This is a genomic window from Paenibacillus albidus, assembly GCF_014644435.1.
GTDB classification, from domain to species: Bacteria; Bacillota; Bacilli; order Paenibacillales; family Paenibacillaceae; genus Paenibacillus_AQ; species Paenibacillus_AQ albidus.
This window is the reverse complement of record NZ_BMKR01000012.1, coordinates 22,114-48,751: the sequence shown is the minus strand read 5'-3', so window position 1 is coordinate 48,751 and position 26,638 is coordinate 22,114. Positions and strand designations below refer to the sequence as shown.

The following is a 26,638-nucleotide window of genomic DNA, read 5'->3' as shown; positions in this document are numbered from 1 at the left end:
TACAAGGAGCTAGCACAGACAGATTATGCCTTGGGAGGAAAAAGGATGAACTCGGGTTCTCGGATATCCAGCAATAATACCCTCAACGATGAGGATTCGGCTGTCTATCTGCATGCTCTTCAAGAGGCACTAGGGTACAGTCAGGATATCATTTTCAAAAAGCTGAGGATTGCCGGGCGTTGGCCCGCAACCCTTGTGTTTATCGAAGGTTTGGTAGACACGCAGCTGCTCTTTCAATCTGTACTGGAATCGTTGATGGCCCCAGCGTTCACCCTCCCGCACACGTTCGAGAATACAGAGGATATTATGCAGTTTCTTATCGAAGAGGTGCTTATTGCGGGGGGAACCCGAATAAGCTGTGACCCGGAATACTGGATCCACGCATTGTTGTCGGGCGAAAGTATACTGCTGCTGGAGGGGAAGGAGCAGGCACTCATCATAATGACCAGCGGAGGGGAAGAACGGGCACTTACCGAGCCCACCTCCCAAACAGTGATCCGCGGTCCGATGGACGGTTTTACAGAGGGGATTAAGACGAATCTTTCGCTGGTGCGCCGGCGGATCAAAGACCGGAATTTGCGGATCGAGTCCTTTGTCATCGGAGAGGTCACTTCAACGGATGTAAGTATTCTTTATATGAAAACACTTGTGCGGCAGGAGGTACTGGAGGAAGTGCGGAGCCGGCTGGAGTCCATTGACATTGACGGTATTCTGGAAAGCGGGTATATCGAGGAATACATCCAGGATACTGCGCTCACACCGTTCCCAACCGTATTCAACACCGACCGGCCGGATGTAGTGGCTGCGGCTTTGTTGGAGGGGCGGGTAGCCATTGTGGTTAGCGGCACTCCTTTTGTGCTGCTGGTTCCGGCCTTGTTCATGCATTTTTTTCAATCGCCGGAGGATTATTATAACCGGTCCGATATCAGTACGCTGCTTAGGATCGTCCGCTTATCCGCACTGTTTATCTCCATGCTGGTACCGGCCTTGTATATTGCACTCACCACCTACCATCAGGAGATGCTGCCGACCGGGATGCTTATCTCGCTCGCTGCGCAAAGGGAAGGCGTACCCTTCCCGGCATTTGTAGAAGCTATATTGATGGAGTTTACGTACGAGATTCTGCGGGAGGCCGGCGTGCGTATTCCCCGTAATGTCGGACAGGCCATCTCGATCGTCGGGACTCTGGTCATTGGACAGGCGGCAGTTGAGGCCGGCATTATTTCGGCAGCCATGGTTATTATTGTGTCGATTACTGCCATCTCCAGTTTTGTTATTCCTGTGGTCAGTATGTCGATTTCTATACGGATTGTGCGTTTTGCCATGATGATTCTGTCGGGAGCGTTTGGTATGGTCGGTATTTTTGTAGGGATTATAATTCTGCTGCTGCATTTGACGAGTCTGCGCTCGTTTGGTATCTCCTATCTGAGCCCCTTCTCGCCTTCACCGGCTGGTGCCTGGAAGGATTCGATCCTGAGGGTACCGTGGCCCTATATGAACAAACGCCCTTTCATTACCCAACCCGGGAACCGGAGACGGCAATCCGTGAAGAAGGGGGAGGGTCAGGTGTGAGACGCTTGAGCGGCTTACTGATCAGAATACTTATTGCTGTACTGCTTGTGATGCCGCTTTCCGGCTGCTGGGACAGACGTGAACTGGATGAACTGGGAATTGCCATGGGTCTGGGAATTGATAAAAAAGGGAAGGAATTTATATTATCAGCCCAGATTGTGGTACCGGGTGAAATCGCGGCTAACCAAAAGGGTTCAGTAGAAGCACCGGTGACTTTATATGAAGTTACCGCTCCCACCTTATTTGAGGCGCTCCGCAAAATGACTGTAATCAGCCCGCGCACCATTTTTCTCGCCCATGTGCAGGTGGCTATCTTCGGAGAGGAGCTGGCCAGAGAAGGCGTGGCCGATGTGCTGGACATTCTGCTCAGAGAATCAAAAATACGCAGAGATTATTATGTGCTGGTATCCAAAGCCAAAGAGGCGAGAGAAGTGCTGCGGATCTTGACCACACTCGACCGTATTCCGGCGAACCAGTTAAGTAACTCCTTGAAGGTATCCTCTGATTCCTACGCCTCAATTGCTGCTATCAAAATTGAGGATCTGGTTAATGGCATCGCAGCTGAAGGCGATGAGGCGGTTCTGACAGGGCTGGTAATTCAGGGGGACGAGCAAGAGGGCGAGGAATTAAACAATGTGAAAAGAATTGATGCGGCAGCCAGGCTGAGGTTAAAGGAATTAAGTGTCTTTAATAAAGACAAGCTGATGGGCTGGCTGGATGAAAAAGAATCCAAGGGCTACAACTATATAAAAAATCGGATTGGTTCCACGGTGGGCTATATTACTACGGATGGTGGAACGGTTGCTTTTGAAACGATTAATTGTTCTACGAAAATTAAAGTTCGGATCATCAATGACAAGCCCGTTTATGATATCCATGTGAAGACCTTATCCAGAATTGCAGAATCGAACAGTGAGATACCGATAACTGATCTGGAGATGATTAAGAAGCTGGAGGACATGGCGGCGGAAAAGATTGTCAAGCTGATGGAATCTGTGATTGAGGTGGAGCAGCATCGGTATAAAGTCGATTTTCTGGGCCTTGGACAGGCACTTCAACAAAAAAATGCCAAGCTGTGGAACAAGCTGAAACCAGAGTGGAACAACAAGCTGCCGGAGCTGGAAATTCATTGCCATGCCGAGGTTGATATCAAAAAAGCCGGAACCACTAATCAGTCTCTCAAAAAAAGCATGGAGGAGACCTGAGATGATTCAGAGCATGATTCTCCTGGTTGCAGCCGGGGTGGCAATGGCTTGGGAATTGCCGCGGATGGTGCGTAAACGGTATTACAGGGACATTATTGTATACTGCATTTTGTCCGCTGCAGCGCTATGGGTTTGTATTCTTTCGGTCAGCCGTGAAGATACGCCCAGTCCACTGGAAATGCTTGTGTTTCTCTATCAGCCGGTAAATCAGTGGATTACATCGTGGTTCTAACCAAAGCCCGTGAGGGGGTGGACAGGTGAATAAAATAAAGCAAAAAATCAGCACCCGGCAAGCGGCGATTCTTATTGTATACACCGTAGTAGGCGATATGATCCTGATTATACCAGGTATCCTGGCGAATTTAGCCAAACAGGATGCCTGGGTTTCGGCTCTGGCCGGAATTCCGGCCGGGATAATCTTGCTTTGGATGTTTTTCTATTTAAGTTGCCTGTTTCCCGGTCTCAGTCTGGTCGGGATTTGCCGGAGAGTATTTGGTAAATGGCTGGGTAATCTTGTGAGTGCATGGTATATGTTCTTTTTTGCATGCTCAACAGCTGTTTATATCAGGGAGATCGGCGATTTTATCACCGTACAAATTTTAAGGGACACCCCGATACGTGCTGTTCATTTGCTGTTTGTGTTTCTTTTGCTGTATGGATTCAGGAAAGGGCTGGAGCCAATAGCCCGGACGGCGGAGCTGCTTTTCTTTCTGTTTATTCTGGGACTCATCAGCATGGTCGTGCTGGGAATACAGAATATCGATTTTGCCAATTTAAAGCCGGTGCTTCAGGAAGGGCTGCTTCCGGTAATTCACGGGTCTTTATTTATGATGTTGTATCCATTCGGCGAATTATGTGTTTTTTTGATGATTTTTCCGTATGTGAGACAACAGTCCCATACCCGCAGAGACCTGCTGCTGGGCGGTCTGCTGGGCGGCTTGCTCGTCGCGTCTTATGTCGTTGACTGTCTGCTGATTCTGGGAGCTTTTTTCACCTCCTATCAGCATTTTCCCTCTTATGTCCTGGCTCAAAAGATTAACATCGGTAATTTCCTGGAGCGGATTGAAGTGGTGCTGGCCATTAACTGGATTTTGGCGGTGTTTTTGAAGGGGACTTTGTACTTTTTCGCCTTTGTTAAAGGGATGGGCGAACTTACAAAAACCCGCAGGCCGAATTCTCTGGCGGTGCCAGCTGCTTTTCTTATCTTTGGGCTTTCCTATATTATCGCTCCCAATATGATGTACTACACGGCGTTTATCCCGAAATTCTACATCTATTGGGACTTTACCAATGGTGTGCTGCTGCCGCTGCTCCTGTTACTTGTTGCCCTGATCCGCACCAAAGTAAAGCCGGAACCTCAGATCTCCTGAAGTTCCGGCTTTGCTGTTATACGGGCGGTTATCGGTCAGGGTCTGACCTCAAAGAACTGGCAGCTGCTGCGGGAGTAATACGTCAAATCACTGACACGGGATTGGATGACTACATCGGAAGCGGTAAAGCGGACAATGGTGGCTCCTTTATTCACCAGGTGGTCATCCTCGAACACACGGACAGGCAGTTTGCGGTCTACGGCTTCCTGAAAATCATTGTCCGTCAGCAAAGGGCGGTTGATGGGCATGAAAGTTACTCTCCTTAAATAATGAAGTGGTTCTACGGGAAATGGAAATAAAACCAGTATACCCGGGGAAGGGGGAGAAATCCAGTTTTCACTTCAGCCCAATTCGTAAGTATTTCCACCTCAAATCGGAAGTTTGCCTCCTCAAAAAAAGAAAGCGCCTACGTTAAACTAAATCTTGTAAAAAGAAACCTTTGAAAGGGGTACAAAGGAATGAAAAAAGCACAACATCTGGCGCTGACGCTGGCTTCGGTTCTGCTGGTGGGATCGCTTGCAGCTTGTGGAGGCGGAAACAACGTCAAGAATACGAACGAAGGCCAGGCGAATACCGGGGGCAACACCGCAACAACCGAACCCGCCAAGACGGAGGGTGGAGGCGATACCGGGGAAAAGATAGAGCTGTCCTTCTGGTCTCTCGGCAACGTCAACTACGAAGAGCTGGCGAACGAGTACACCAAACTGCATCCGAATATCACCATCAAAATGCAGAATACCGGTGACCAGACTGCCCATCACAACAATCTGACCACCGCCTTGTCGGCAGGGTCGGGCGCACCGGATATCTTCCAACTTGAGATCGGTTTCATGGAGCGTTTCATTGGTGCGCAGGATAAATTCTACAATCTGAACGATTACGGCGCGAAGGATATTCAAGCCAATTATCTGGATTGGAAATGGAAGCAGGCTTCTTCAGTGGACGGCAGCTTCCAGCTGGGCTTGCCAACGGACATTGGCCCGACTGTAGTCTACTACCGCACCGATCTGGCTGAAGCAGCCGGGTTGCCTAGTGACCCCGAAGGGTTTGGAGCGGCTATCGATACTTGGGATAAATTCGCTGCTGTAGCGAAGGCATACAAAGAGAAAACCGGCAAATATTTCTCCGACCTGACAGACTTGACCTACAACGCCCTGCGTGACCAATCCGCAGATGAAATCTACTTCAGCAAAGCTGACGGAAGCTTCATCGGCGACAAGAATCCGCAAGTGAAGAAAGCTTATGATTTCACGGTTAAAGGCATCCAGGAAGGCTGGATCAGCAATGTGATGCTGTGGTCTCCGGAGTGGGGCCAAGGCATGAGCGACGGATCTTTTGCCGTCGTAATGGGTCCGGCATGGATGGCGGGCAACCTGAAGAGCAACGCACCTGATTCCTCAGGCAAATGGAAAATTGCCCAGCTTCCCGAAGGTTCAGGCAACTGGGGCGGATCATTCTTCACGCTGCCTAAAGAAGGCAAACACCCGAAAGAAGCTTATGAATTCATCGCTTGGCTCGACAGCAAGGACAGCCAGCTGGCTTCCTTCAAAACCAAAGGTCTGATGCCGTCGATTCCGGCATTGTATGAAGATCCGGCATTCGTTGATTTCAAGGATGATTTCTTTGCCGGCCAACAAACCGCAGTTGAGTTCGGTAAAGCAGCCAACCGCGTAAAACCGGTATACTACGGACCGCTGCATGACCAGACGGATACGTTCTTCAAAAATGCGCTCAAAAACGTGCTGGAGAAAAAAGCAGATCCGGCCAAAGAGTGGGACGAAGCTGTAAAACAAGCAAAAACATTGGCTGAACGCAGCTAAGTTCGCGATTATCGAACTGGCAGGATTCAGGAGGTCCGGGTTCACAGGGAGAAGCACTCTTCTGTGAACCCGGACTTATTCCGAGCAAAATTCAGGTTGTATGATTATCCGGAGGTGTGACATGGCTGAACCCGTACTAACGAGTCCGCATGCCGAGAGCAAACGCCCTTTTTTAACTGAACAAAGACGGAGCCGCATCACAGCTTATACCTTCATTTCTCCTTTCTTTATTCTGTTCTCGATATTTGGACTATATCCGATCTTTTTTACCATCTATTTATCCTTTTTCAAATGGGACGCCCTTGGCCCCATGAAGTTTGTCGGGCTGAAGAACTACGATTTGGTAACCAGCGATCCGACGTTTTGGATCTCCTTCACCAATACGCTGATTATGGGACTTATGGGCACGGTGCCGCAGATTATTTTGGCCCTGCTGCTGGCTGTTCTGCTGCATTCCGGCATGACAAAGTTCAAAAAAACCTTCCGCATTCTTTATTTTATGCCCAATATTACTTCGATTGTTGCCGTTACTCTTGTATTCAGCACCCTGTTCGGCAATAACGGGATGATCAACTGGCTGCTGAACGGGCTTGGACTGGACAGCATGGCTTTTAACTCAGGCTGGTGGGGTGTCAAAATAGCGATCTCCACAATGGTTATGTGGCGCTGGACGGGCTACAATGCCATTATTTTCCTGTCGGGCCTGCAAAGCATCCCGGTGGATTTATACGAAGCGGCGCGGATTGACGGCGCGAACAGAAGACAGCAGCTTACGTTTATTACTTTGCCGCTGCTCAGACCGTTTATTGTATTTGTAACGCTGCTGTCCACGATTGGCGCCCTGCAGCTCTTTACAGAGCCTTACGTATTCCTGGGTCAATCCGGAACCGGCTCGACCCGTCAGGAAGGCATCACAATGGTTACCTACCTTTACAGTGAAGCATTCCGCAACGGATTCTTTGGCACAGCGGCGGCTACGGCAGTTCTGCTGTTCGTCGTTACAATTATTTTCTCGCTGCTGAATATGCTGGTTTCCAGCCGTATGGGCGGAGATACTGGAGGTGGAAAGGCGTGAGCACACTACGTGCATTCAAAAAAAATCCGGATGATCTCGGATTCATCGGCAAAATTGGCTATTATATTGTACTGATCCTTGGAGCGCTCGTTTCCGTCTTTCCATTCTATTGGATGTTTGTCGTTGCAACCAACGACAAGGGAGCTGTATTCCATGTGCCGCCGCTTCTGACGCTTGGGGATCAATTCTTTGACAACTTCAAACGGGTGCTTGAAAAAGCGGACTTCTTCCAGGCCCTCGGCAACTCCCTGTTTGTATCGTCCATGGTGACGATCTCGGTCGTGTTTTTCTGTACCCTGGCCGGTTATGCTTTTGCGAAATATGAATTCCCGTTTAAAAATATTCTTTTTTACTTCGTCATTGCCACTTTGTTCGTGCCGCAGCAGCTCGGTGTGCTGCCAACTTACGTCATCATGGCCAAACTGCACTGGATCGACAGCTTCAAGGCGCTGATTGTACCGGCGATGGTCAATGCGTTCGGTATTTTCTGGATGAGGCAATATATTTCCACTGCCGTACATACAGAGCTGATCGAAGCGGGCCGGATTGACGGCGGCGGACATTTCCGTATTTTCTGGAACATTGCTATCCCGGTCATAACTCCAGCGATGGCCACCCTCGGCATTCTTAATTTTATGACGGTATGGAATGATTTCTTCTGGCCGCTGGTTGTACTGAAGAATAAGGAACACTTCACGATCCAGATTGCCCTGCAGCAGCTGTTCACGACGCGCGACGGACTGGATTATGGCATGATCATGTCAGCCACCTTTACCGCCACGTTGCCGCTGCTGATTGTGTTCCTGCTGTTCAGCCGCTGGGTCATCGCGGGCCTTACATCCGGCGCCATCAAGAGCTGATTCTTTCATTTGGCGTGAAACAAGGGAATAGAGGCTGCCGTGAAGAATAATAAGTAGGCAGAGAGACAGCAGGAGGTAGGGAAAGAGAATGAAGCTCCGCCGTAAAATTTTGTTTGCCATTATTCTTCTTGTCTTTATTCCCGTGATCGTCATGGGCACGGTGACATATGTGAATTTCTCGGGCGCCATGGAGAAGAAATCAAGCAACTTCTACTGGATCTCACTGCTTGAGACGGACCGCAAGCTTAAGTTTGCCCTCAGTGAGATCTCTTCGATCACCAATTCGGCGATTACGCAGCCTGCGATTCAGCAGTCGCTCAAACAGCCGGATTTTGTGCTGACCTATGACCGTAAACAGGAAATCAACAATTTACTGATCAATCACCCCATGATTACTTCGTTCAGTCTATATGGCAAGGACCGGCTGCTGTATCAGTACAATGCACCGCTGTCCTTTGCCGATATGAAAGCGCAGTCCTGGTATGGCGCGATGACAAATGCCGAAGGCCGGCCTGTCTGGTCGGGGCCCGGTGAGAACGGGTCCGAGTCGTCCGGACAACCGGTCCTGATCCAGGCCCGGATCGTCAAGGATTACTATTCACTTGAGGATATCGGCTATTTGGTGGTTTACGTCAGACCGGATCTGCTGGATCAGATTTTTTGGGAAGCGGCCACGCTGAAGAAAGGGGATATTCTGCTGGTGAACAAGCAGGGGAATATCGTCTTCGGCAAATCCGGCGAGCATATCGGCCAGCGCACGGATTTTCCTTTTCTGGAGAGCCATTACAACAAGGAGCAGGACTATTACATCGACTATTATCAAGGGGAAAAATCGCTCATTACCTTCCTGCCCTCACATAATTCCGACTGGTATTTGGCGGCGATTACGCCCATGAATCTGATTTCGTCAGAGTCGGTATCCATCCGCAACATTGCGCTTATTTTGGGTACGGTATCGCTGTTGTCCGCCTTTTTGTTCGACCGTTATTTTGTCCGGAGACTAGTCCGGAGTATTAACAGTGCGGTAAACGGGATGAAACGCGTCAAGCAGGGGATCTTTATGCCAATCACCACTCCCCAGCGTGCAGATGACGAAAGCGATCAGCTGATCGACGGCTTCAACCTGATGAGCGCGCAGATCAATGAGCTGATCGAGCAGGTACAGACGGAGCAGGGGCGTAAAAAGGAAGCGGAAATGCAGGCGCTGATGGCGCAGATTAATCCGCATTTTATTTATAATTCACTGGAGTCCATCAATTCCATGGCTGTGCTGCAGGGCAATAAGGATATCAGCCGGATGGTGATTTCGCTTGGCAAGCTGCTGCGGATCAGCATCAGCCAGAACCAGGAGCTGATTCCGCTGCACATGGAGTTTGAGCATGTTCGTCATTACCTGGATATCCAGAAGTTCCGCTTCGAGGATAAATTCTCCTACGCCATCGAGATTCCGGAGATGCTCAAGACTTATATGACACAGAAGCTGATCGTGCAGCCGATTGTAGAAAACGCTTTATATCATGCCATTGAGCAAATGGAAGCTCCGGGAATCATCACGATTGAAGCCCGGGAAATGGGTCAGGATATCATTATAATTGTAAAAGACAACGGCCCCGGCTTTGATCAGGCTACGCTGTTCAGCCTATGGGATCAGGAGCACAGTAATCAGAAAAAATACAGCGACAGTGGAGTAGGGCTGAAGAATGTGCATGAACGCCTGAATATCCGTTTCGGGAGTCCCTACGGTATCCTTGTCTGCTCATCCCCCGGTTACGGCTCCACCATCCGTATCCGGATACCCAAAATACTGCCATGAGACGAAGATGCGGGATGAAGAAGGAGGCTTATGCCGTGCGTTGGCTAACCAAATGGGGCTGGATTCTGCTGTACATTGCGCTGATGGCCGGTGCGGTACTGTTCATATCAATAGAAGACCGTGAGCCGATTGAAGATAATTCCCCGGAGAAACTTACGCTCACGTTCCGCCACTTCTGGATCAAAGAGCATGACCGTCCGCTGCTGTCTATTTTTGAAGAGGTGGTGGAGGAATACCAGAAGTCGCATCCGAATGTGAAGGTGAACTTTGAGGGGCTGGACCAGACTGTGCACCGTGAACAAAAGCTGAAAAGCGAAATGGTTACCGGTACTCCGCCCGACATGTTTGTCCTGTTCGGAGGCGCAGAAATCGAACCGTACGTACGTTCCAACCGGCTGATTGATCTGACGGATTTCGTGCAGGAGAACGGGCTTGCTTATCAGTTCAAGGACTTGCATCTCTGGACGTTCGACAAGCATATCTATGGATTGCCGATCGAGGGCAACGCGGAGCCGCTGTATTATAACAAGACGATCTTCAGCAAGCTGGGAATTACAGTCCCGGCTACGGTCAAGGAGCTGGATGAAGCGATTCTCAAACTGAAGGCTGCCGGCTATATTCCGTTTGCCCTAGGCAATGAAGACCGCTGGCCGGCCGCTATCTTTGCCCATTATTTGATGGACCGTTATGCCGGACCCGAGCTGATCCAGGAGCTGGTGCTTGGCGGGAAACAGGCGGATTTTGAGAATCCGCTGTATTTGCAGGCCTTTGAGCATCTGGGCAGATGGATCGAAGAGGGAGCATTCAGCCCCGGTTCCAATAATCTGTCGACGGAAAATGCAGTCCGTCTGTTCACCGGCGGCCAAGCTGCGATGTATTTGAACGGAAACTGGGATATCAATCTGTTCTCGGGAGATCATGCTCCGGAAGGGTTTCAGAGCGAGGTCGGGGTTATGCCATTCCCTGCAAGCAAAGAGGGAACTGAGCCTTCCATTGCAGGCGGCTACACGATTGGTATCGGGCTTTCCTCCAGTCTGGAAGGGGCCAGACGGGAAGCGGCGCTGGAGCTGATGAAGGCCTTTTACACCCAAGAGGTTCAGAGCCGCATTGTCTACGAAGGCCTGCGGATTCCCTCCATGCGTATTTCCTTTGACCCGGACACCACAGGTCCTGTATTTGCACAGGTGATGCAGATGATGGAAACGAGCCATCTGAGCTTTGTGCCTTATGACAATCTGCTCTCACCCGAGGTGAAAAAGACATTCCTGAGTGTCATTGAAGAGATGATAGACGGCGGCAAGGAGCCCAAGGAAGCGCTCAGGCAGCTTGGGGCTGCCTCCAAACAATACTGGAATTTGATCCGCAGTTCTGCCGTTCAATAAACGAGGGGGGACGGATATGGTAACGCTGCATGAAAAGTACAAGGTGCTGCTGGTGGATGATGAGCCAATTATTCTGCGCAGTCTGAAGGCGGCGATTCCATGGACTGAGCTTGCGCTGGAAATTGTCGGGGAGGCCAGGAATGGAGAGCAGGCCTTGCGTCTGGTGGAAGAAACGGCTCCGCAGATCATCATCAGCGATATCCGCATGCCGGTTATTGACGGGATTAGTTTGATGAAAGAGGTTCTCTCGCAGAACGCCAAGCGGATTTTTATCTTTATCAGCGGCTACGGGGAATTTGAGTATGCCCGTGAAGCCCTGCGTCAGGGAGCTTTTGATTATTTGCTGAAGCCTATTGATCACGAGGAGCTTACCGCCATGCTGAAGAGGGCCCGTGAGAAGCTGGACCGCCAGAAGGAGAATGACCAGCTGATGCATTCCGTGCAAATGTTGTCCATGCTGGCCAGAGAGCGGATGTTCGCCGAATTCACACTGGGAAATCAGCGGCCCTTGCAGCAACTCAGCTGGCTGGAGAACAGTGAGCTGGAGGGTGAGTATTTCATGGCGGTCGTTCAGCTTGATGATTATGCCGCCTTGACCAAGCAATGGAGCCCGGAAGAGAAGCGGCTGTGGTTATTTGCGGTCCGCAATATTGTGGAAGAGTGGTCCCTGGAGCATGGCGTTCTGACTGTGTTTCCCTTTCATAATGGAGAATGGGTCCTGCTCTTCCCGGGTTCTCTCTATACGAATAAAAAACAACTGGGCGAAGATTTGGTCAGCGGAATCCGCAGGTACTCCAAACTCTCCTGCTCCGTCGGCCTCAGCCCGGTTGCCCATGGGATAGACCAGCTCAGCAGTGTGTACCCGCTGGCGGCCAGGGCACTGGTGCAACGTTTTTATGCGCATCAGGCCGGCGTCTTTACCGAGGAGGATTTCCCTGCGGACGGACGTCAGGAGATCAAATATCCCAAAGAGCTGGAAGCCGCCCTTATTGAGAGCATCCGTACGCTCGATATGGAGCGTATGCTGCATCTATTGGATGAATTGGGCCTTACGATTGAAGCGTTGGCTCTGCCTAAGGAATCAGCCGAACGTCTGATCATGGAGATGCTCGTGGTGCTGTACCGGCAATTCGAGCATTTGAACCTGAGTTCCGAAGGCTCACACGGGCGCTTGCTGAGCAGGCTGCATACCTTTGGCACCCTGAACGAAATGCTCGCCTCCTTAAAGGAAGAATTCCGGGAGTGGATGGCCCACAGCAGCAAACCTGTGACCCGGGAAGACGGACGCAGTGTGGTGGAGAAGGCGAAGCGCTATATCGAGAGCAACTATCACAAGGATCTTAGTATTGAGGAGGTTGCAGAGATGGCTGACCTGAGCATCAGCCATTTCTGCACCTTGTTCAAGCAGATTTCGGGCTATACCTTTCTGGAATATGTCACTTATTGCCGGATGGAGAAGGCCAAATACATTTTGCAGAACAGCAATGTAAAAGTGTATCAGGTGGCGCCGCTGGTAGGTTATCAGGACCCCCGTTATTTCACGCAGGTCTTCAAGAAAGCCAGCGGAAAGACACCCACGGAGTATCGTGAGGCCAATGCCAAACAGACTCATTAACCATACCCTTTATAACGAGTTATGCAGCTTCATGCGGCTAGCTCGGGATAAAGGGTTTTTGGTGTGCGGAAAAATAAACATTTTAGATATATGTCTAATTAAATATAGACAAAATAAGTAATTGTTTGTATTATAATAAACGTAACGTTACTTTGTTTATTATTTTCGAGTAAAGGAGCATTTTTGTGTTTAAAAATCAATATGTGCGTACCATTATCTTGTCGAGCATGCTGCTGCAGCTTGGGATTTGGGTGCGGAACTTCGCTATCCTGCTGTATGTGACGGAATTAACGAACAATGATCCGTTTTATGTCTCTTTGATCTCTGTGGTAGAATTTGCGCCGATCTTCCTGTTTGCCATCATCGGAGGAACCATGGCCGACCGCTGGCGTCCCAAACGGACCATGATCCTCAGCGACTTTCTGTCTGCCATCTCGATGTTTGCGGTACTTGTCGCAGTCATGCAGGGCTCATGGCACTCCCTGCTGGCGGCGACTTTTATATCGGCTGTCTTGTCGCAGTTCTCCCAGCCTTCGGCCATGAAGCTCTTCAAGCAGCATGTTCTGGAGGAACAGCTGCAGGGGGTCATGGCGGTATTCCAATCGCTGTCTGCATTCTTCATGGTCATCGGGCCGATAGCCGGCGCTTATGTATACGGGCAATTCGGAATTGAAATTTCCCTGGCTGTAATGGGAGTGATGTTCATCGCCTCAGGACTGGTCCTGACAAGGCTGCCTGCGGATGCTCAGGAGAATAAGGAACAGCTCCAGGGCAGCATCGGCGCAGAAATGAAAGCCGGACTGAATTATGTTAAATCGAATGCGGTGCTGCGTAATCTGGGAGCGACTTTTGCCTTCGCCGGGATGGCTGCAGGTCTGATTCAGCCGCTGGCGGTTTTTGTCATCATTGAGAATCTGGGCCGGGAGAAGGAATTTCTGCAATGGATGCTGATGGCGAACGGGGGAGCGATGCTGCTCGGCGGGGCCGTGATTATGGGTGTGGCCCGTAAATTGCAGCCGCAGCTCCTGCTCGCCGCAGGTCTGCTGGTCAGCGCAGTCTGTACAGTCCTTGTCGGCTGGTCGCATTCTACACCGCTGACGCTTGCGCTGCAGATCGTTTCGGGTTTCATTTATCCATGTATCCATGTCGGGATCAACACACTTATTCTGCGCAACACGCAAGCTGCGTATATGGGCCGTGTCGGCGGGATTATGGGGCCGCTGTTTATGGGGATGATGGTCGTGGGCATGACGGTTACCGGCTATCTTAAAGGAGCTTTCTCCCTGTTTGCCGTATATGCGGCCAGCGGCTGTTTTTTCCTGATCGGCATGCTGCTGCTGGTTCCTCTTCTCAAAAAAGCGCCTGCCGCACAGGAAGCTTCACGGGCATAACTATGACATTTGTCATACTCGTGACTTGATGTTTATGACTTATAGGATGACACTTATCTACTTATACTAAAGGTAGATGAATGTTTCCGTAACAGGAACATCAAGGAGGAAACGATTATGATGAATAAAGAGCAGACATCCCAGCTTTCCAACCTAAAAAAAAGTGTAGCACCCTACGAAAAAAATGACCGCAAAGCAAGTATAAGACAGCTAATAAACACACTTGGGCCACTCGTGTTGTTGTGGAGCGCCGGCTATTTCAGTCTATCCGTATCCTACTGGCTCACGCTGGTATTTGCGATACCGGCAGCCGGATTCGTGATCCGCACCTTTATCATTTTTCATGACTGTACGCATGGCTCCTTCTTCAAAAACCGCCGGGCCAACGATATCATCGGTACGATCACCGGCGTGCTGACCCTGGTTCCTTATCAGCAGTGGAAAAAAAGCCACTCCATCCACCATGCCAGCAGCAGCAACCTTGACAAGCGGGGCATCGGCGACATCTGGATCATGACCGTGGACGAATATATTGCCGCTTCTCCAATGAAGCGTCTGTATTACCGGATCTACCGTAATCCGCTGGTGATGTTCGGCATCGGTCCCATTGCCGTGTTCCTCATTCAATACCGTTTCAATGTCAAAGGGGCAAGACGCAAAGAACGGATGAACACCTACCTTACCAATGTTTCGATTGTCGGGCTGTACGCACTGATCGTATGGGCTATCGGCTGGCCGGCTTTCCTGATGGTACAGCTGCCTATCGTATTTGTCTCCGGCTTTCTGGGGATCTGGTTGTTCTATGTACAGCATCAATTCGAGGATTCTTACTTCGAGAACGAAGAAGAGTGGAGTTATGTCATGGCTGCGGTCGAAGGAAGCTCCTATTATAAGCTGCCTAAGCTGCTGCAATGGATTACCGGCAATATCGGCTTCCACCATGTCCACCATTTAAGCCCGAAAGTACCTAACTACAACCTGGAAAAAGCACACAACAACACACCGCCGCTGCAAAAAGCAACGACGATTACGATTGGCACCAGCCTGAAGGCCATTCATTTCCGCCTGTGGGATGAAGAGCATAAAGGGTTCGTCAGCTTTAAGGAAATCAAAGCCAGACTGCGGAATCCAAAGGCGTCTTCCAAACCTTTGAAAGTATCATAAGCAAATACGGAGAGGAAGCTTGGGACCCGGTTATGTCTGGGGGCTCCAATCTTCCTCTCCTTTCATGCAGAGCTGCCGGTTTGCAGCAGATCTATGCTAGAATATAGAGACAATAATCTAGGCAAAAAGGATGGCTGGCATGCAAAAGTGGTATTCGATCTTTCATAAAAGTACAGGCCTCAGCCCTTATGTGTGGGTCGTTTTTTACATTCTTCCCTTCTATTTCATTTTCCGTTCCTCCTCCACGCTCCAAATGGTCTGGGGAATTCTGATGATCCTGTTGTTTTTTGTATGTTATGTCCTGTCTTTTGTCTCCAAAGGCTGGCTGGTCTACTTCTGGACCAGTGTGATGATCATTGTGTCCATTTCCATGACGCTTTTGTTTGGATATATGTACTTTGCCTTGTTTTTAGCGTTTTTTATCGGGAATATCCAGAACCGCATCGGGTTCTTCACCCTGTATTCCATCCATTTGCTCAGTACCATTATTACGATCAACTATATGCTGCTCTCGCGCAATCCGGTGTTTATTACCCAGCTTCCCTTTGTGCTGGTCAGCATGATTGCCGTTGTCCTGCTTCCTGTGACAACCTACAACCGTAATAATCAGGATAAGCTGCAAGGACAGCTGGAGGATGCGAACAAAAAGATCTCGGGACTGTATAAGCTGGAGGAACGCCAGCGAATCGCCCGTGACCTCCATGATACCCTGGGGCAAAAGCTGTCCTTGATTGGCCTGAAAAGCGATCTGGCCGGCAAGCTGGTGCATAAAAATCCCGATAAGGCCATCGCCGAGATGAATGATGTCCGGCAGACGGCGCGCACCGCTTTGAAGGAAGTGCGGGAATTAGTGACCCAGATGAAGGGCATCCGGCTGGAAGAAGAGGTGCTGCGGATCGGTCAATACCTGAAGGCGGCGGAAATTGAGTTTGTGCTGGAGGGAAATCCCAAGCTGACCAATACCTCGCTGATTACCGAAAATGTGCTCAGCATGTGTATCAAGGAAGCTGTTACCAATATCGTTAAGCACAGCAATGCCAAGTCCTGCCGGATTTCGATCGAACCTGCACGCAACGATCTGAGCATTATGGTAAAGGATGACGGCGTGGGTATTCCCGGCAGCAATGTGTATTCTAAAGGCCATGGGCTTCAGGGAATGAGGGAGAGGCTGGAATTTGTCAACGGCTCGATGGATATTGTCAGAGAGGGGGGAACCACGATTGTATTCAAGGTTCCCAATACCTTTGTACCGCCGGAAGAGGAGGAGAAGTTATGATTAAAATTGTAATTGCAGAAGACCAGCGGATGCTGCTGGGCGCATTAGCCTCACTGCTCGATTTGGAAGAGGATATGAAAGTAGTGGGCCGCGCGAGCAACGGGGAAGAAGCTGTAATGCTGGTTCAGCTGCATAAGCCGGATATCTGCATTATGGATATAGAAATGCCTGCGATGAGCGGACTGGAAGCTGCCGAAGCGCTTAAGAATACAGATTGCAAAACGATGATACTGACTACTTTTGCCCGTGCAGGTTATTTTGAACGTGCGGTTAAGGCCGGAGTGCATGCTTACCTGCTTAAGGACAGTCCAAGCGAGGAATTGGCGACTTCGATCCGCAGTGTCATGGCCGGCAGACGGATGTACGCGCCGGAACTAATGGATGAAGCCTACAGCGGGGAATCCAATCCGCTGACCGAACGGGAAAAGGAAGTGCTGGGCCTGATCGCAGACGGCAAAAATACCAAAGAAATTGCCAGCCAGCTATACATTACCACCGGTACAGTCCGCAATTATATCTCAGTGATTCTTGACAAGCTGGGGGTAGGCAATCGAATCGAGGCCATTACCCGCTTTAAGGAAAAAGGCTGGTTTAAATAAAAGGGCTGTTTGCCCTCTACAGATCCCCGAAGCGTTGCTGCAGCTGAGTGAAGTTCGTGGCCAGCCAATCCATCTCGCGGGCAAACCGCAGGGGCTGGGGCCGGTCACCCTCCATCTCGGCTTTAATCCACCAGACACTTTCAAGACTCCACAATAAATAAAGGGCGCGGCTCAGCGTACCTTCAGGCAAATCCCGCTCAGTGCGGTAGCCTTCCAAAAATGCGGCGGCGGTATCCCTGTCCAGATCTTCGGTATTGAAGGCGCCGGACATCACCGCTCTGGCGATGTCCAGTTCCGGATAGTCATAGGCAAACCGGTCAAAATCAAGGACAGCGGCCAATTCATTGCCGTTGAACAGGAGATTGTCGGTCCACAGATCCCGGTGCGCCCAACCTTGCACACAGTCCTTGATAAGACTATCCTCCCATTGGCAGGCAGCCGTAAGTTGGCGGTTAACCAGCTGCAGAATGTGAGTCTGCCGGGCCTTATCCAGCAGTGATTTCCAGTACCCGATCCGCTCGCTGCGGCTGGAGATTTGGGTGGCTGCAGGACCACTTTGCACATAATGGCCATCGTTGGCCACATTATGAATGCGGGCGCAGGTTCTCCCAAGATTGTACATCTGCTGCCCGTTCAGAGTGCCAGCCTGTACATGTTCCCCCGCGATATATTCCATCACTACGAACCTTTCGCCGCCGGAGGAGTAATGCATCACCTCTCCTTCATGTGCAAGCAGACGGGCACAAGGGATTCCTGCTTTGTATTGCCGCTGCTGTTCCTCAAGTGCTGTTTTTTGCTCGGAGTGTACTTTGTCCGCATCATATCCGCTATAACGCTCCTTGCTGAATTGCTTCAGTACCCACTGCCCCTCCTTGGACTCCACCCGCCATTTCAAATTCAGCCAGCCCAACGACAACGGCCGGGGATTCGAAAACTCCAGATTGAACAGCTTTGTGCAAGATTCCTGCAAATCCTCATAAATTTCCCGGGACGTTTTTACTAGTTTTTCCATAGGACTTTCCTCCAGGATTGGATGTTGGATAGGTTTTTGTTAAGATTAAATGCAAACATGTGATCTTATCTGTGTAGGATGGGTAATAACAGACTATATAGATTGAACTGAAAAATACAATAACAAGGAGAAAGTAACGGAGGGGAATTTTGGAACTGGAGTAGCGGTAGCGTCCGCCTTTGTCCCCGGATTTCCACTGCGAATAGCGGTAAATCAAGAAATCTGGGGACAACAGCGGCCGGAAGTCCAAACATTCACCGTAGTTACGATCATTGCCTCCATTTGAAAAACTCAGTTCAATCTATATATCTTACTTGAATCTATCAACTTTTGACAGGGAGGAATCTGACTTTGCTTGAACTAACTTCATCGTACGTAGATTCACTCGCCCCAAATGCGGCTGCGATCAAAAACGGCCTGGGCCTGGTGAAAAAGAAAAGCTTTGTGCAGCTGAACTGTTCCGAGACCGGGGATTTAATCTTTGGCGAGTGTTCAGGCAGCGGCAAGTCCAACTATGAATGCTCTGTTGATTTTATCGTGCCTGACAAGCCGGTAGCCCGGTGTACCTGTCCCAGCCGCCAATTCCCGTGCAAGCATGCGCTTGGTCTGATGTATGCCTATGCCGAAGGACAGGGGTTCACGATTGCTCCGGTACCGGAGGACATCATCGTCAAGCGGGGTAAAGCCGAGAAGCGGGAAGAGAACAAAACCCAGCAAGAGGCTGAAGGAACAGCGCCGAAGCCGAAGAAAGTGAACAAATCGGCGCTCAAGAAGAAAATTACAGCCCAGCTCGAAGGCTTGGATGTGCTGGAGAAACTGATCCTGTCCCTCATCCGCGGCGGATTGGCCACCATTGACAAAAAAACGCTCAAGACGGTTCAGGAGCATGTGAAGCAAATGGGCAACTATTATCTTTCGGGAGCCCAGACGGAGTTGCGCCGCTTTGCACTGCTGCTGTCCAGTGATGCAGAACGCGAGGACAGTTATACATATGCCGTTGATCAACTGGCACGGCTGCATGCTTTTATCAAAAAAGGCCGTGCTTATTTAACCGCCAAGCAGGAAGACCCCGAACTTGCTCTGGATCATGAATCCACGATGGAGGAGTGGCTGGGACATGCCTGGCAGTTGACCGAACTGAAAGAGGCGGGCCTGGTAACGGAGAATGTAGAGCTGCTGCAGCTTACATTTTACAGCTATGATGATACTGCCCGCCAGGAGTATGTAGACGTAGGGTACTGGCTGGAGACAACGGGCGGTGAGATACACCGGACCGTGCAATATCGTCCTTATAAGGCTGCCAAACATTTAAGGGAGGATGACAGCTTTTTTGAGGTGGCCCGGGTTCCACAGCTGTACCGTTATCCCGGCGATTTGAATGCGAGAGTGCGTTTTGAAGGAATGGCTCCCCGTCCTGTAGAGAAAGCAGACCTGGCGGCAGTGACAGGTACAGCACGTCGTTCGATTGCTGAAGCCGTCAAGGTGGTAAAAAACCAATTGAAGAACCCGTTAGGCGATAAATCACCGGTTATGCTGTTGCATGCCTCAAGACTGGGCCAAACCGACAGCGGCCAGTTCGTGCTTACCGATGAAAGCGGAAAGCACCTGGTACTGGAGGATATCCCATCGCTTCCGCAGGGAACCTTGGCGCTGCTTCCCTATCTGAACGAAGACCAGATTGAGGAGATTTCCGTGCTTGTCATGTTTGAGCACCGCATGGATCAAGGGCGGCTGGTGGCCCAGCCGCTTACACTGATAACTGATGAGACGGTTACCCGGCTTTTATACTAGATCTTATTTCAATCATAGGAGGACCATTATGAGCACAGCATTATTGCAGGAGCTTCATCAGGAAGTAAGACGGCTCTACATTGCCGGCAGTGATCTGGCCCCGGGAGATTTTCGTTTGAAACGTCTTTTGCCGCAGTTTCAGCAGCTTGGAGAGCGGGCGGCGGTCTTCAAAAGACTGGGGGAAGGAATCAGCGCCTTGGTAGAGCCCGGCAGCGGGCAAGGCGATTCACCGGCTGTACAGCTTCAGGAACTGGCCACACTGCTTAGTTCGGTTCTCTACACGCAAGGCTCAACCGATGCGGACGGAGAGCCCGGAGCCTTGAAGACTGAAGCAGTACGCTTGTCCACCACCTATACTTATCGTAAGCTGGCGGAGGTACAGACCGCGCTCAGCACTACCGGCAGCGGACGATATGAAATTGTCACCGATGCTTACAAGGCTGGCCTCTTCCAGGATTTGCGTCTCTTTCCATACGCCTTGAAGGCACTGAGTGATCCATACGTAGAGATTGCCGACTATGCTACAGAGCATATTTTGCCGGCTTACGGGGCGCCCGTAGCTGTTCAATTAATCAAAAGCTTTAATCCTGCGGGCGGCAAAACCGAATCCCGCAAGCTGCGGGTCATGGCAGCTGTGCACCCGGAGGCTGGCGGGAGTATCATTCTGGATGCAGCTCAGAACGGCTCGGATGAAGTCCGGGTTACGGCCATTGAGCTGTTAAGCGGTTATGAAGAGCATGAAGACCTGCTGCTGGATTTATCGAAGGATAAGAGAAAAACGATTCGTGAAGCGGCTTATAAAGCACTTGCGAACGGCGGCTCAGCCCAAGCGGCGGAAAGGCTTTATGAAGCTTTTGAAGGCAAGGACAGAGAAATCGTGGCTTACGCGTTAAGCGGGGCATCCATCACCGGCCTGCATGAGCGTATTATCGAAAGGTTCGCCCTGGAACTGGTGCATGCAGCAGAAATCGGGAGTGATAAGGCGAAAAAAGAAGAGCTGATGGCCCGTCTCAATCATTACCGGACAGCGTTGTACGGTATAAGCAGTGAGGCTTTGACCGCGCTGTATACGGATGTTATTGCGAAGTATGGATTGTATTTGTCCCTCGGGCTGGTGGATCTTGTCAACTGGGCGGTGAGTTATATGAAGCATTCGGATTCCCCCGAGGTGCTGGCACTGCTTCAAGCGCTGGAGAAGCGGCATAACCGGTATTTGCCGGAAGCCTTTGAGGTGGCGGGGCGCATCTTGTCTCCGTCAGAGTTATTCGATCAGTATGCCGGCTCCATTATAAAAAGCGGAAGCCAGCAGGACATCAAGGAAGCCAGGCTGCGGGAGCAGAAACTTCTGCAGACCATTGGTGGCAAGGTAATTTCCCGTACCTACACTAATTATGAAAAAGTATGGTCCCCCGGCCATTATCAGTACACATATTCTCATATTGAGATGATCTCCCCCGAAGAGGCGGCAAAATGGGATTCCCGCTGGCTGAACTGGTTCCTGGATCGGGGAGATCTGGAGCTGGTCAGTGTTTTTGCCAGACCGGATGAACCCGCTGCCAAACAATTCTTGTTGGATAAACTTCAGGATAACCCGGAATTCCGCAATAAATTCGCCACCTTGCTGCTGATGGGGTTGGAACGGGCTGAAGCGGCGCCGGAAGTGCGGCATGAGGCGCTAATGACCGCGCTGGAAGACAAGCGGAATACGCGCTGCTATAATTTTGATCTCTATGTCTTTGAACAGCTCTGCAAGCTGCCTTCGTACTATAAGGAGCGTCTGGAGGCTGTCCGGAGCTTCTACAATCATGATGCCGGAGAACAGCTGGATTATGTGCTTAAGATGATCAGCCAAAGAGGAGAGATATAAATGACAACTGAACAGGAGCAACTTCAGGATTACATGCGTCTGCCCGCCGAAGTGTTATACCGCGAGGAGCTGGATGCACTCATTAAAGCGGACAAGGGCAAGATTCCGGCAGGGTGGCAGATGTCGCCCCGCTCGGTCCTTACCTTCATCACAGGGGGCAAAGCCGGCTCCATGCTGATTACCCCTAAATACATTGGCAATCCCCGCCTGATTGAAATGGCGATCGCCACGCTGGTCACCGACCGGGCGCTGCTGCTGATCGGCGAGCCGGGTACGGCCAAGTCCTGGCTGTCCGAGAATCTGGCTGCCGCGATTTATGGCAATTCGGGACTGGTGGTGCAGGGTACGGCAGGAACGAGTGAAGAGCAGGTCCGTTATTCGTGGAACTACGCCATGCTGCTGGCTGGCGGACCTACGCCGGAAGCGCTGGTCAAAAGCCCGATTATGCGGGCGATGGAGGACGGCGGAATCGCCCGGTTTGAGGAAATCTCCCGCTGTGCGTCGGAAGTGCAGGATGCGCTCATCTCCATACTGTCCGAGAAGACGATTTCCGTTCCGGAGCTGGGCAAGGAAGCGGGTGCCCGCAAAGGATTCTCCATTATTGCTACAGCGAACACGAGAGACCGCGGTGTCAACGAAATGTCGGCTGCCCTCAAGAGACGTTTCAACATTATTGTACTGCCTGCCCCGTCAGATCTGGCCACAGAGCTTGAAATCGTCAAGAAACGTGTAGAGGAAATTGCTTCTTCCTATGAATTGCAAGCCTCCGTGCCTGCGGATGAAGCGCTGCTTAAGGTAGTGACCATCTTCCGGGAGCTGCGGAGCGGCATGACTCTGGACAAAAAGGAGAAATTAAAGTCTCCCGCGGGTGTAATCTCTACGGCCGAAGCCATTTCACTGCTGACGAACAGCATGGCGCTGGCGGCCAGCTTTGGGAACGGGGAGCTTACGGATGACGACCTGGCGGCGGGGCTGCAGGGAGCGATTGTTAAGGATGATGACAAGGATAAGCTGGTCTGGAAAGAATACCTTGACAATGTTATGAAGAAAAGAGGGGCAGACTGGCGGGGGCTCTATAATGCCTGTAAGGAGATGAACGCGTGAAGTCGACTGCTGAAGCGGCGGTACATATCTTTGGGGTGCGGCACCTTTCCCCTGGCGGCGCGAAGCATGTGCTGGACTACCTGAACGAGCTTCAGCCGACAGCGGTATTAATTGAAGGGCCGGCGGACGCCACACCGGAAATTCCCCATTTGGTCAATCCGGCAACCAAACCTCCTATCGCGGTGCTGGCCTTTACGGATGATCTGCCTGTACGGACAGTGTTATGGCCCTTTGCCGTCTATTCCCCCGAATATCAGGGTCTGAAATGGGCTCAGGAGAACGGTGCGGAGTGCGCATTTATAGATCTTCCATCGTCAGTGACGCTGGCGATGAAAGACGCGCTGTTGCCAAAGGCGCGGGTTGTGGCGGAATCTCAGCCGGAACTTCCTCCAGGCTCCCCTGATCCGGAAAAAACCGAGGTAGACCTTGCTCCGGCAGAGAGTTCGGTCTATACTCGCATAGCGGAAATTGCCGGTGAATATGACTACGATATGTATTGGGAACGCAATTATGAGCATAATGCCAGCGTGGGCGCATACCGGGAGGCGATACTTGCGTTATCCGCCGAGATGAGAGAGCTGTCAGAGGCCGCAGAACAACGGGAGCAGCCCGCTGAGCATGCTTATAATTATGTGCGGGAAGCCTACATGCGCAGACAGATCCAAGCCACGATTGCGGCCGGACACGATCCGGGCAGAATTGTTGTCATTTGTGGTGCCTATCATGCGGCAGCGCTTGCGGAGCTGAAAGAGGTTATGTCGGACAGCGAGCTTGCGGTCCTTCCTTCGCGCAGTACCAAGCTAACGCTGATGCCTTATTCCTATTACAAGCTTTCCACAATGTCCGGCTACGGGGCGGGCAACGGAGCGCCCCATTATTTTGAACTCATGTGGAATGCGTTGAAGACTGGCAAGCAGCAGGAGCTGCCCCATACCTATCTGTCCACCGTAGCCAGGCTGCTGCGGGATAATGGGACCCACCGCTCCACCGCGGAAGTTATTGAAGCCGTCCGGCTCGCCGAATCGCTGGCTGCACTGCACGGAGGCAGTGCTCCAACCCATCGCGATTTACGGGATGCGGCCCAGACCCTGCTGGGCCACGGTGATCTTGCCGTGGTGGCCGAAGCCCTGGCCCGCATTGATGTGGGCACCTCGATTGGCAGCCTGGCGGAAGGTGTCAGCCAGACGCCGATTCAAGATGACCTCAATCGGCTGTTCAAGAAGCTGAAGCTAACGAAATACAAAACGGCAGTGGCGGACACACTGGACCTTGATCTCCGCGAGAACCGCAGAGTCTCCTCCGAGGAGGCGGCTTATCTGGATTTGAACCGGTCGCTGCTATTCCACCGGCTGAGCTTGCTTGGCGTGGCCTTTGCCAAGAAACAGCAAAGCGGGCAAAATGCCGCGACCTGGGCCGAAAGCTGGGTGATCCAGTGGACGCCGGAGGTAGAGATTCAGGTGGTGGAATCGACGCTGCTTGGAGAGACCGTGGAGGTTGCCTGTGCGTACGTGCTGCGCGAGAAGCTCGGAGACTGCCGCTCGATTGCAGAGGCTTCAGCACTGATCCGCGTAGCTTGTGAATGCGGCATGACCTCCCAGATGGAGGAAGGCCGCCAGACCCTGCAAAGACTGGCTGCGGACAGCCGGGATGTGGTGCAGATCGCGGCGGCTGCACGTGAATTGTCCACCATTATCAGCTTTGGAGACATCCGCCGGGTGGATACGGTGCCGCTCGTTCCCCTGCTGGAGCAGCTGTTTCTGCGCGGCTGTCTGTTCCTGCTGGATGCCAGCAACTGCAATGATGAAGCGGCAGACGGGATGGTTACGGCCATGAACGAGCTGAACCGGATCGGGCTGGACCACAGCGACACTGTTGATGAAGCATTGTGGCTTCAGGAGCTGATGTTTCTATCAGAGCGGGATGACCGCAATCCCCGCTTGTCCGGCTTCGCTTGTGCGATTCTGATGGAACGTAATGCGATTACAGCCGAACAATGTGCCGCCGAGGTCTCGCGGCGTTTGTCGCCCGGGATTCCGGCCGATCTGGGTGCCGGCTGGTTTGAAGGGCTGTCCATGCGCAACCGTTACGGGCTTTTGTCCCGTATGAGCCTGTGGGAACAACTTAATGAATATATTACTTCGTTGCAAGACGCGGAGTTTACCCGGGCCCTTGTCTTTTTGCGCAGAGCCTTCAGTGCCTTCTCTCCCCGTGAAAAAACAATGGTCGCGGAGCTGCTTGGTGAATTATGGGGTGTAAATGTGGAACAGGCGGCGGAAATTCTGACGGGTGAACTTAAGGAGGAAGAGACGAAAATGCTGGATGATCTGAATGATTTTGATTTTGAGGACTTTTGACCATGGAGAACAGCAGAGAGGCAAGTCCGGTTACCCGTTGGCGGCTGATTCTGGGCCAGGAGGCGGAAGCGCAATTAGCCGGTTATTGTGATGATGGAAGAGTAGGCCTGACCGATGAAGAACGGATTATGGATGCGGCACTTGCCGCCATTTATGACAATACCTCGGCAGATAGCGGCGGGAACAGAGCTTCGGGCAGCGGCAAGGGCAAAGGGGCAGGTAGCGGACAAGGGGCAGTTCACCTGTCCAAGTGGCTCGGGGATGTGCGTACTTTTTTCCCGGAGGACGTAGTTTCCATTATTCAGAATGACGCGATGGAGCGGAAGGGCTGGAAGCAGCTGTTGTTTGAGCCGGAGCTGCTGGCCACCGTGAAGCCTGATATCCAGCTGGTCGGTACTTTATTGTCCTTGAAGGGCAAAATTCCGGAGAAAACCAAAGATACGGCGCGATTGCTCGTCAAGGCTGTAGTGGACGAATTGGTCAAGCTGCTCGAGAACGATATCCGGCGGGCGGTAACGGGAGCGCTGAACAAGCGGCAGCATTCCCCGCTGCCTTCTCTGAGCGGCCTGGACTGGAAACGGACCATTCAGCGCAATCTCAAGCATTATGATACCGAGCGGCGGCTGATTATCCCGGAACGGTTCTATTATTTTGACCGCGCACAGCGAAGCAAGGAATGGACGGTGATTGTGGACATTGACCAAAGCGGTTCCATGGCCGATTCGATTATTTGGGCCTCGGTCATCGGGTCTATTTTTGCCAGCATCCCTGCGCTCAGCACCCGTGTTGTGGTGTTCGATACTGAAGTTGTGGATTTGACGGAACAATGTGCCAACGACCCGGTAGATATGCTGTTCGGCATTCAGCTCGGCGGGGGCACCGACATTCATAAATCGGTCAAATATTGCGAGCAGTTTATTGAAGAGCCCAAAAAGACACTGTTCATCATGGTCTCGGATTTGTATGAAGGCGGCAACCAATCCGGTTTGGTCCGGCGGATGCGGGAAATGCGTGAGTCCGGTGTACGCACGATGTGCCTGCTGGCCTTATCGGACCAGGGTAAGCCCTTTTACGACGAGCAGCTGGCGAGGCAGCTGTCCCGTGACGGTACCCCTTGTTTTGCTTGCACTCCGGCATTATTGCCGGGGCTGGTGGAAGGAGCTCTGCAGGGGGCTGACCTTGGCGAGCTATCCAAACGGCTGGGTGCCGTGCAAGGCTAAGTGAGGTTGTCCTTTCCAGGATTTGGACGTAAACCGGCGGCGGAATGGCATGAATCTTCCATCAAGGGTCATTTTTTATAAAAAATTTACGTTTAACACTCGCATATTTCAGCGGCACCGTATATCATTAATTATCGGCCTATCCCTA

Annotated in this window: 21 protein-coding genes; 19 read left to right on the top strand and 2 right to left on the bottom strand. The window is 51.4% G+C overall.

The genetic code is table 11. The features are described 5' to 3' along the window. Positions 1-45 precede the first annotated feature (45 nt). The 4 genes from IEY53_RS15805 to IEY53_RS15790 are packed head-to-tail and all read left to right on the top strand — an operon-like array spanning position 46 to position 4,147. Positions 46-1,572, top strand: a complete 1,527-nt coding sequence (locus IEY53_RS15805; RefSeq protein ID WP_189026539.1) for a spore germination protein — start codon at positions 46-48, stop codon at positions 1,570-1,572. Further along, positions 1,569-2,777, top strand: coding sequence for a Ger(x)C family spore germination protein (locus tag IEY53_RS15800; RefSeq protein ID WP_189026537.1), 1,209 nt, complete (start codon positions 1,569-1,571; stop codon positions 2,775-2,777). The genes IEY53_RS15805 and IEY53_RS15800 overlap by 4 nt, the downstream gene beginning before the upstream one ends. 1 nt (position 2,778) lies before the next feature. Beyond that, on the top strand, positions 2,779-3,009 hold the full coding sequence (locus IEY53_RS15795) for a hypothetical protein (RefSeq protein ID WP_189026535.1): 231 nt from the start codon (positions 2,779-2,781) through the stop codon (positions 3,007-3,009). Between the two features lie 25 nt (positions 3,010-3,034). Beyond that, positions 3,035-4,147 carry a GerAB/ArcD/ProY family transporter gene (locus tag IEY53_RS15790; RefSeq protein WP_189026533.1) on the top strand — a complete coding sequence of 371 codons (1,113 nt, stop codon included), beginning with the start codon at positions 3,035-3,037 and terminating at the stop codon, positions 4,145-4,147. Between the two features lie 35 nt (positions 4,148-4,182). On the opposite strand, the gene IEY53_RS15785 is transcribed toward IEY53_RS15790, so the two are convergent. Next, a complete protein-coding gene (locus IEY53_RS15785; protein ID WP_189026532.1) occupies positions 4,183-4,395 on the bottom strand; it encodes a hypothetical protein in 213 nt (70 codons plus the stop codon). 210 nt (positions 4,396-4,605) lie between these two features. Between IEY53_RS15785 and IEY53_RS15780 the strand changes: the two genes are divergently transcribed. The 10 genes from IEY53_RS15780 to IEY53_RS15735 all read left to right on the top strand — a co-directional run bounded on the left by IEY53_RS15780 (position 4,606) and on the right by IEY53_RS15735 (position 17,142). Continuing rightward, the gene (locus IEY53_RS15780) at positions 4,606-5,967 is read left to right on the top strand and encodes an ABC transporter substrate-binding protein (protein ID WP_189026530.1); all 1,362 of its coding nucleotides are present in this window, start codon (positions 4,606-4,608) and stop codon (positions 5,965-5,967) included. A 121-nt stretch (positions 5,968-6,088) separates the two neighbouring features. Further along, entirely contained in the window at positions 6,089-7,042 is a 954-nt protein-coding gene (locus IEY53_RS15775) for a carbohydrate ABC transporter permease (RefSeq protein WP_189026528.1), read from the top strand. After that, the gene (locus IEY53_RS15770) at positions 7,039-7,902 is read left to right on the top strand and encodes a carbohydrate ABC transporter permease (RefSeq protein ID WP_189026526.1); all 864 of its coding nucleotides are present in this window, start codon (positions 7,039-7,041) and stop codon (positions 7,900-7,902) included. Before IEY53_RS15775 ends, IEY53_RS15770 begins: the two co-directional genes overlap by 4 nt. An 88-nt stretch (positions 7,903-7,990) precedes the next feature. After that, complete coding sequence (locus tag IEY53_RS15765) at positions 7,991-9,715, top strand: cache domain-containing sensor histidine kinase (protein ID WP_189026524.1); 1,725 nt, start codon at positions 7,991-7,993, stop codon at positions 9,713-9,715. A gap of 14 nt (positions 9,716-9,729) precedes the next feature. Continuing rightward, positions 9,730-11,097 carry an ABC transporter substrate-binding protein gene (locus IEY53_RS15760; RefSeq protein ID WP_189026522.1) on the top strand — a complete coding sequence of 456 codons (1,368 nt, stop codon included), beginning with the start codon at positions 9,730-9,732 and terminating at the stop codon, positions 11,095-11,097. Between the two features lie 16 nt (positions 11,098-11,113). After that, a complete protein-coding gene (locus IEY53_RS15755) occupies positions 11,114-12,712 on the top strand; it encodes a response regulator (protein ID WP_189026520.1) in 1,599 nt (532 codons plus the stop codon). A 185-nt stretch (positions 12,713-12,897) separates the two neighbouring features. Next, the gene (locus tag IEY53_RS15750) at positions 12,898-14,103 is read left to right on the top strand and encodes an MFS transporter (RefSeq protein WP_189026518.1); all 1,206 of its coding nucleotides are present in this window, start codon (positions 12,898-12,900) and stop codon (positions 14,101-14,103) included. Between the two features lie 120 nt (positions 14,104-14,223). Next, positions 14,224-15,267: a Delta(5) desaturase DesA gene (gene desA / locus IEY53_RS15745; protein ID WP_189026798.1), complete on the top strand. Its 1,044-nt coding sequence runs from the start codon at positions 14,224-14,226 to the stop codon at positions 15,265-15,267. A 139-nt stretch (positions 15,268-15,406) separates the two neighbouring features. Beyond that, positions 15,407-16,543, top strand: coding sequence for a sensor histidine kinase (locus IEY53_RS15740; RefSeq protein ID WP_189026516.1), 1,137 nt, complete (start codon positions 15,407-15,409; stop codon positions 16,541-16,543). Further along, on the top strand, positions 16,540-17,142 hold the full coding sequence (locus IEY53_RS15735; protein ID WP_189026514.1) for a response regulator transcription factor: 603 nt from the start codon (positions 16,540-16,542) through the stop codon (positions 17,140-17,142). The genes IEY53_RS15740 and IEY53_RS15735 overlap by 4 nt, the downstream gene beginning before the upstream one ends. A 16-nt stretch (positions 17,143-17,158) precedes the next feature. On the opposite strand, the gene IEY53_RS15730 is transcribed toward IEY53_RS15735, so the two are convergent. Continuing rightward, positions 17,159-18,154 carry a phosphotransferase enzyme family protein gene (locus IEY53_RS15730; RefSeq protein ID WP_189026513.1) on the bottom strand — a complete coding sequence of 332 codons (996 nt, stop codon included), beginning with the start codon at positions 18,152-18,154 and terminating at the stop codon, positions 17,159-17,161. 351 nt (positions 18,155-18,505) lie between these two features. On the opposite strand from IEY53_RS15730, the gene IEY53_RS15725 reads away from it, so the two are divergent. From IEY53_RS15725 to IEY53_RS15705, 5 genes are read left to right on the top strand one after another with little or no spacing between them, the layout of a single operon-like run. After that, a complete protein-coding gene (locus tag IEY53_RS15725; RefSeq protein WP_189026511.1) occupies positions 18,506-19,945 on the top strand; it encodes an SWIM zinc finger family protein in 1,440 nt (479 codons plus the stop codon). A gap of 28 nt (positions 19,946-19,973) precedes the next feature. After that, positions 19,974-21,812, top strand: coding sequence for a HEAT repeat domain-containing protein (locus IEY53_RS15720; protein WP_189026509.1), 1,839 nt, complete (start codon positions 19,974-19,976; stop codon positions 21,810-21,812). Further along, positions 21,813-22,916 (top strand): AAA family ATPase, encoded by a 1,104-nt coding sequence (locus IEY53_RS15715; RefSeq protein ID WP_189026507.1) that lies wholly within the window; start codon positions 21,813-21,815, stop codon positions 22,914-22,916. Continuing rightward, a complete protein-coding gene (locus IEY53_RS15710) occupies positions 22,913-25,270 on the top strand; it encodes a DUF5682 family protein (protein WP_189026505.1) in 2,358 nt (785 codons plus the stop codon). Before IEY53_RS15715 ends, IEY53_RS15710 begins: the two co-directional genes overlap by 4 nt. Positions 25,271-25,272: 2 nt before the next feature. Beyond that, positions 25,273-26,490: a VWA domain-containing protein gene (locus IEY53_RS15705; protein WP_189026503.1), complete on the top strand. Its 1,218-nt coding sequence runs from the start codon at positions 25,273-25,275 to the stop codon at positions 26,488-26,490. Positions 26,491-26,638 lie beyond the last annotated feature (148 nt).